Genomic DNA, 6,168 nt, shown 5'->3' on the forward strand with positions numbered 1-6,168 from the left:
GGGATCAACGGGGGGAAGTCTCATGTCTGTTGACCGTGTCGATTTGCTGGACGGCGGCGAGGAAAAGGCCGCGGATGCCGCCGTCACGATGGCCGCAACGGCCGCGGCCGTGCCGTACTACTCGGTCGCGCCGGGCGTCCGTCTCAACGTCCGCAGCGGCCCCGGCACCAGCTACCCGATCATCAAGGTCCTGTCCGAGGGAATCCGGGTCGCGATCTACTGCCAGACGCCGGGCACACGCGTGTCGGGCCCGTACGGCACGACGAACATCTGGGACAACATCGCCAGCGGCGAGTACGTCTCGGACGCCTATGTACGGACAGGCAGCGACGGCTACGTCCGCCCCCGCTGTTCGTCCTGACCGGTATGCGGTGACCCGTACGGAGCCCGCGGCCGTGCCGGAGCCATAATCGACGCGTGAGCGAGACGAACGGCACCCCGGACATCCCCGCGGGCTCCACGGGCCCCCGCCCCGAGCCCCTGCGCTTCTTCGGCACGACCTGGGTCGACCGCGACAACGGCTACACCGCCCGCCGTATCGCGGTGTCCGCCGGCTCCCTCGCCACCGCGGCCGCCGCCTGCCTGGTGCTGCGCCTGGCCTACCAGGGGCTACAGATCGCCGACATCGGCGGCTTCGTGACCCTCCTGATGGTCCTGATGTTCGCGGTCTGCAGCGCCCTCGCCTTCCGCCACACCTGGGACGGCTTCACCAAACGCCCCGACCCCGACCGCCACGCCTCCCTGCGCGGCCTCCTGACCATCGGCTTCGTCGGCTCTCTCCTCGCCTACTTCTTCCGCTCCCTCACCGAGGCTCCCGGCGAGAAACTCCACCGCGAGGAGTACGAGGCGGCCCGCAAGCAACACCAGAACCGCACCACCCGCCGCACGGGCAACCCAGCGAAGAAGCGTCGCCGCGGCTAGCACGGGAGCCGTACCAACACCTCCGCCCATCGCCCCGTGGCGCTGTGCCGGGCGCGCAGCCCGCCCCCTCTCGGAAAAGTCGGCGCCTATCGCACCGACCAGGGCCACCATGGCCGTATGACGGCCCCTTCCCACGCCGACCGAGCCCGTTCCTTCAACGCGGCCGCGGCTCAGTACGCCGCGAACCGCCCCTCCTACCCACCCGCCCTCTTCGACGCGATCGAAGAGCTCGCCGGCCGCTCCCTCACCGGCGCGCGCGTCGTGGACGTCGGCGCGGGCACCGGCATCGCCACCGAACTCCTGCACCGGCGCGGCGCCGCCGTACTGGCCGTCGAGCCCGGCGACGGCATGGCGGCCCAGTTCCGCCGCACCCACCCCGACATACCGATCGTCCGCGGCAACGGCAACGCCCTCCCCCTCGCCACAGCCTCCGCCGACTTCCTCACCTACGCCCAGGCCTGGCACTGGACGGACCCCGCCCACGCCGTGCCCGAGGCCCTGCGCGTACTGCGCCCCGGCGGCGCACTCGCCCTGTGGTGGAACACCACCCCGCTCGACATCCCTTGGCACGCCGCACAGGCAGTCCGTATCGAGAAGCGCTTCGGTCATCACCCCGCCGTCGAGCAGAACGGCAGCGGCGCCCGAGCCGCTCTCTCCGACCCCACCGGCCTCCTCGACTTCACCGGCCACAAGGTCCGCTGGAGCCGTCGCATCCCCATCGACACGCACCTGGCGAATCTCGGCAGCCACTCGCTCTTCCTGGTTCACGGCCCGGAAGCAAGCACCACCTTCCTCACCGAGGAAAAGCAACTCCTCCTCGACACCTTCCCGACCGGAATCATCGAGGAGACCTACGACGTCGACCTCCTCATCGCCACCACCTCCTGACCCCCACGCCGTCCAGCAACCAGCGACCGACCGTCACGTCCCCTCCGCCCGCCCCGCCCCCGACCCGGCGTGGGCGGGCGAGCCATGTGCCCACACCTGACCCCGGCCCTCCCCGGCGCTTGACGCCATAGGTCCGCCGGAGGATTATTCATCACATGATGAATTACGCCTCCGTCCGATCCGACCCGCCACCCGACACCCCCGCCATCCGAGCCGAGGCCCTCAACGTCGTACGCGGCACCCGCCAGGTGCTCCGCGACCTCGATTTCACCGTCCCGCGCGGTCAGATCACCGGTCTGCTCGGCCCGTCCGGCTGCGGCAAGACCACCCTCATGAGGGCGATCGTCGGCACCCAGGCCAAGGTCACCGGCACCCTCGACGTGCTCGGCAGCCCCGCAGGCCGGCCCACCCTGCGCACGCGCATCGGCTACGTCACCCAAGCTCCCTCCGTCTACGACGACCTGACGATCCGCCAGAACCTCACTTACTTCGCCGCGATCCTCGACCCGGGCCGCGCCTCAGCCGACCGGCGCCACGAGAACGTCACCCGTGCCATCGCCGACGTCGACCTCACCAGCCACGCCGACTCCCTGGCCGGCAACCTCTCCGGCGGCCAGCGCAGCCGCGTCTCCCTGGCGGTCGCCCTCCTCGGCACCCCCGAACTCCTCGTCCTGGACGAACCGACGGTCGGCCTGGACCCGGTCCTGCGCCGCGACCTCTGGAGCCTCTTCCACGACATCGCTGCCTCCCGCAACGCCACCCTCCTCATCTCCTCCCACGTCATGGACGAGGCCGAGCGCTGCCACCGCCTCCTCCTGATGCGCGAGGGCCAGATCCTCGCCGACGACACTCCGGACGCCCTCCGTACCCGTACGCACTCCGAGACGGTCGAGGCGGCCTTCCTGCACCTGGTCGACGAGGCGACAGCGGCAGCCCGCGCGAAGGAGACCACGCGATGACCACGACGACGAGCACCACCACGCTCCGGCCGGCCCCCACCGGAGCCCTGAGCCTTGCCCGCACGACCGTCACCGCCGCCAGGGTCCTGCGCCAGCTCCGCCACGACCCGCGCACCATCGCGCTGCTGGTCCTCATCCCCTGCGTGATGCTGTTCCTACTGCGCTATGTCTTCGACGGCAGCCCACGCACCTTCGACAGCATCGGCGCCTCCCTCCTCGGGATCTTTCCGCTGATCACGATGTTCCTGGTCACCTCCATCGCCACCCTGCGCGAACGCACCTCGGGGACCCTCGAACGCCTCCTCGCCATGCCCCTCGGCAAGGGCGACCTGATCGCTGGCTACGCCCTCGCCTTCGGCACCCTCGCGATCATCCAGTCGGCCCTGGCGACCGGACTCGCCCTCTGGTTCCTGGGCCTGGACGTCACCGGCAGCCCCTGGCTGCTCCTGCTCGTGGCACTGCTCGACGCACTGCTCGGCACCGCGCTCGGTCTCTTCGTCTCGGCCTTCGCCGCCTCCGAATTCCAGGCCGTCCAATTCATGCCGGCCGTGATCTTCCCCCAACTCCTCCTCTGCGGCCTCTTCACTCCCCGCGACAACATGCACCCCGCCCTCGAAGCCATCTCCAACGTCCTCCCCATGTCCTACGCGGTCGATGGCATGAACGAGGTCCTCAAACACACCGACATGACCGCCACCTTCGTACGCGACGCCCTGATCGTGGCGGGCTGCGCTTTGCTCGTCCTGGGCCTCGGCGCAGCAACCCTGCGGCGCAGGACGGCATGACCGCCCAGGGCCGGGCCCGGTGTCCGGCCCGCCCGCCCAGCCCGCCCAGCCCCGTCCGCCCACTGGACTCGCCACCTCGAAAGGGGCCCCTGGTGGGAGGATGAACCCGGACAACGCAACCCCCGGAGGGCACCGCAGCCATGACCCAGAAAGTCGCAGTCCTCGGCACCGGCAAGATCGGCGAAGCTCTGCTCAGCGGAATGATCCGCGGCGGCTGGGCCCCGGCCGACCTCCTGGTGACGGCCCGCCGCGCGGAACGAGCCGAAGAACTCCGTGCCCGCCACGGAGTAACCCCGGTCACCAACGCGGAAGCCGCCAAGACCGCCGACACCCTGATCCTCACGGTCAAGCCGCAGGACATGGGCACCCTCCTCGACGAACTCGCCCCGCACGTCCCCGCCGACCGCCTGGTCATCAGCGGAGCCGCAGGCATCCCCACCTCCTTCTTCGAGTCCCGCCTCGCCGCCGGCACCCCGGTCGTCCGCGTCATGACGAACACCCCCGCCCTCGTCGACGAGGCGATGTCCGTCATCTCCGCCGGCAGCCACGCCAGCGAAGCCGACCTCGCCCACGCCGAGGAGATCTTCGGCTCCGTGGGCAAGACGCTGCGCGTCCCCGAGTCCCAGCAGGACGCCTGCACCGCCCTCTCCGGCTCCGGCCCGGCGTACTTCTTCTACTTGGTCGAAGCCATGACCGACGCCGGCATCCTTCTCGGCCTGCCCCGCGACAAGGCGCACGACCTGATCGTCCAGTCCGCGATCGGCGCCGCGACGATGCTCCGCGACAGCGGCGAACACCCCGTCAAGCTCCGCGAGAACGTGACGTCCCCCGGCGGCACCACCATCAACGCCATCCGCGAACTCGAGAGCCACGGCGTACGAGCCGCCCTCATCGCCGCCCTCGAAGCAGCCCGCGACCGCAGCCGCGAGCTGGCCTCCGGAAACAACGCCTGACGCGCCGGCCGCCCCGCCCGAGGGGCGGCCCAGCGCGCCCCCTAAGCGGTCACCTCGATATCGGCAGCCGCCGCCGCAGTTGTAGCTGCAATCGCCGGCAGCAACCCGATCGCGCGATAGGCGGCATCCACGACCGGCCGGGCCATCGCCCGAGCCCGCTCTGCACCATCCCGCAGCACCCCCTTCACAAAGCCAGGATCCGCGCACAGCTCCCTGTGCCTCGCCTGCACGGGCCTGAGGACCTCGACCACAGCCTCCGCGGTGGCTGACTTCAAAGCTCCGTACGATTCATATACACCGCTCAGCTCCGATGGGTTCCCACCCGTACAGGCCGCGAGGATCTCCAGCAGATTCGCCACCCCTGGCTGCGCGGCCCGGTCGTAGACGACCTCCCGCCCGCTGTCGGTCACGGCCCGCATGACCTTCTTCCGCACCACATCGGGCTCATCGAGCAGATAGACGATCCCCGGCCCGGAATCGTCGCTCTTGCCCATCTTCGCCGTCGGATCCTGCAGGTTCATCACGCGCGCCGCGACCTGCGGAGGCGTGGCCCGAGGCACCACGAACGTATGCCCGTAGCGCTGGTTGAACCGCACCGCGAGATCCCGCGCAAGCTCCACATGCTGCGTCTGATCGTCCCCGACCGGCACCTGATCGGTCCCGTACGCCAGGATGTCCGCCGCCATCAGCACGGGATACGTCAGCAGCGACAGCCGCACACTCCCGCCCCGCACCCGCTCCCGCTCGGCCTTCTCCTTGTACTGGATCATCCGCCGCATCTCGCCGTCCGTGGCCACGCACTCCAACAGATACGACAGCCGCGCGTGCTCATCCACATGACTCTGTACGAAGACGGTGCACAGCTTCGGATCCAGCCCGGCCGCCAGCAGCAACGTCGCCGCCTGCCGGCTCAGCCTGCGCACCCGCGCCGGATCGTGGTCCACGGTCAGCGCGTGCAGATCGACGATGCAGAACAGCGCGTCGGACTCGTGCTGATCGAGGGCGGCCCACCGCCGCATGGCACCCAGGTAGTTCCCCAGCGTCAGATGCCCGGTCGGCTTGACCCCACTGAAGACCCGCGTCATCTCTTCTCCACCTCCTGGTCGAGGCCGCCGTCCCGGCGGCCGACCCTCTGGAGCTCTGGAGGGAGAAACGAAAACGGCCGCCGAGGCGGCGGCCGTTGAGTGCATACGTGACTACGGCCGCCGTCAGGCGGCCCACCACAGTTGGGTGCACGTACGCGTCGTCATGCGTCCCAGAGTACGCCCCGAGGGTGCCGTCAGGAGCGAAGTTGACACGCCCTGGGCCGATCCGTAGTGTTCTCCGAGTTGTCCGACGTGAGCGCCGACTCCGGTCGGTCCCCGGACAGCCACTCCGCAAGTACCAACAACTATTCGACGACAGTCGACCTGTCTGCCGTCGTTTCATTGGCATGCGTATTTACGGAATGAGGAATCCGCGTTCGACAGAACGCAGCTCCCGATTAGCTCGGGAGCGAGGAATCCGCTAAAGTCTCACTCGTCGGAACGGCCCAACGGCCGGGAAGGCAAGCCTCTCTGACTGGGAGTCAGGCCCGAAAGGATCTGATAGAGTCGGAAACGCCGGAAAGGGAAACGCGAGAGCGGAAACCTGGAAAGCACCGAGGAAATCGGATCGAGAAAA

The 6,168-nt window shown here is 69.3% G+C and carries 7 protein-coding genes; 6 read left to right on the forward strand and 1 reads right to left on the reverse strand.

Annotated elements, in window-relative coordinates:
- The first annotated feature begins 22 nt into the window (after positions 1–22).
- From ACZ7L5_RS44520 to proC, 6 genes are all read left to right on the forward strand, one after another.
- A complete protein-coding gene (locus ACZ7L5_RS44520; RefSeq protein ID WP_471524763.1) occupies positions 23–361 on the forward strand; it encodes an SH3 domain-containing protein in 339 nt (112 codons plus the stop codon).
- 56 nt (positions 362–417) lie between these two features.
- Positions 418–921: an EamA/RhaT family transporter gene (locus ACZ7L5_RS44525; RefSeq protein WP_471524764.1), complete on the forward strand. Its 504-nt coding sequence runs from the start codon at positions 418–420 to the stop codon at positions 919–921.
- Between the two features lie 117 nt (positions 922–1,038).
- Positions 1,039–1,809 carry a class I SAM-dependent methyltransferase gene (locus tag ACZ7L5_RS44530; RefSeq protein WP_471524766.1) on the forward strand — a complete coding sequence of 257 codons (771 nt, stop codon included), beginning with the start codon at positions 1,039–1,041 and terminating at the stop codon, positions 1,807–1,809.
- A 155-nt stretch (positions 1,810–1,964) separates the two neighbouring features.
- Entirely contained in the window at positions 1,965–2,768 is an 804-nt protein-coding gene (locus tag ACZ7L5_RS44535; RefSeq protein ID WP_471524768.1) for an ABC transporter ATP-binding protein, read from the forward strand.
- On the forward strand, positions 2,765–3,553 hold the full coding sequence (locus ACZ7L5_RS44540; protein WP_471524771.1) for an ABC transporter permease: 789 nt from the start codon (positions 2,765–2,767) through the stop codon (positions 3,551–3,553). The genes ACZ7L5_RS44535 and ACZ7L5_RS44540 overlap by 4 nt, the downstream gene beginning before the upstream one ends.
- Before the next feature lie 140 nt (positions 3,554–3,693).
- Positions 3,694–4,506, forward strand: a complete 813-nt coding sequence (proC, locus tag ACZ7L5_RS44545) for a pyrroline-5-carboxylate reductase (RefSeq protein WP_471524773.1) — start codon at positions 3,694–3,696, stop codon at positions 4,504–4,506.
- Positions 4,507–4,547: 41 nt separating this feature from the next.
- On the opposite strand, the gene trpS is transcribed toward proC, so the two are convergent.
- Positions 4,548–5,591 carry a tryptophan--tRNA ligase gene (gene trpS / locus ACZ7L5_RS44550; RefSeq protein WP_471524775.1) on the reverse strand — a complete coding sequence of 348 codons (1,044 nt, stop codon included), beginning with the start codon at positions 5,589–5,591 and terminating at the stop codon, positions 4,548–4,550.
- Between the last annotated feature and the right edge of the window lie 577 nt (positions 5,592–6,168).

Source organism: Streptomyces sp. NPDC107528, from assembly GCF_055639295.1.

Excerpts from the sequence above, each read along its gene's own strand:
- ACZ7L5_RS44520 (WP_471524763.1), top strand. The coding sequence starts at position 23 with ATGTCTGTTGACCGTGTCGATTTGCTGGACGGCGGCGAGGAAAAGGCC.
- ACZ7L5_RS44530 (WP_471524766.1), top strand. The coding sequence starts at position 1,039 with ATGACGGCCCCTTCCCACGCCGACCGAGCCCGTTCCTTCAACGCGGCC.
- ACZ7L5_RS44535 (WP_471524768.1), top strand. The coding sequence starts at position 1,965 with ATGATGAATTACGCCTCCGTCCGATCCGACCCGCCACCCGACACCCCC.
- ACZ7L5_RS44540 (WP_471524771.1), top strand. The coding sequence starts at position 2,765 with ATGACCACGACGACGAGCACCACCACGCTCCGGCCGGCCCCCACCGGA.
- proC (WP_471524773.1), top strand. The coding sequence starts at position 3,694 with ATGACCCAGAAAGTCGCAGTCCTCGGCACCGGCAAGATCGGCGAAGCT.
- trpS (WP_471524775.1), bottom strand. The coding sequence starts at position 5,591 with ATGACGCGGGTCTTCAGTGGGGTCAAGCCGACCGGGCATCTGACGCTG.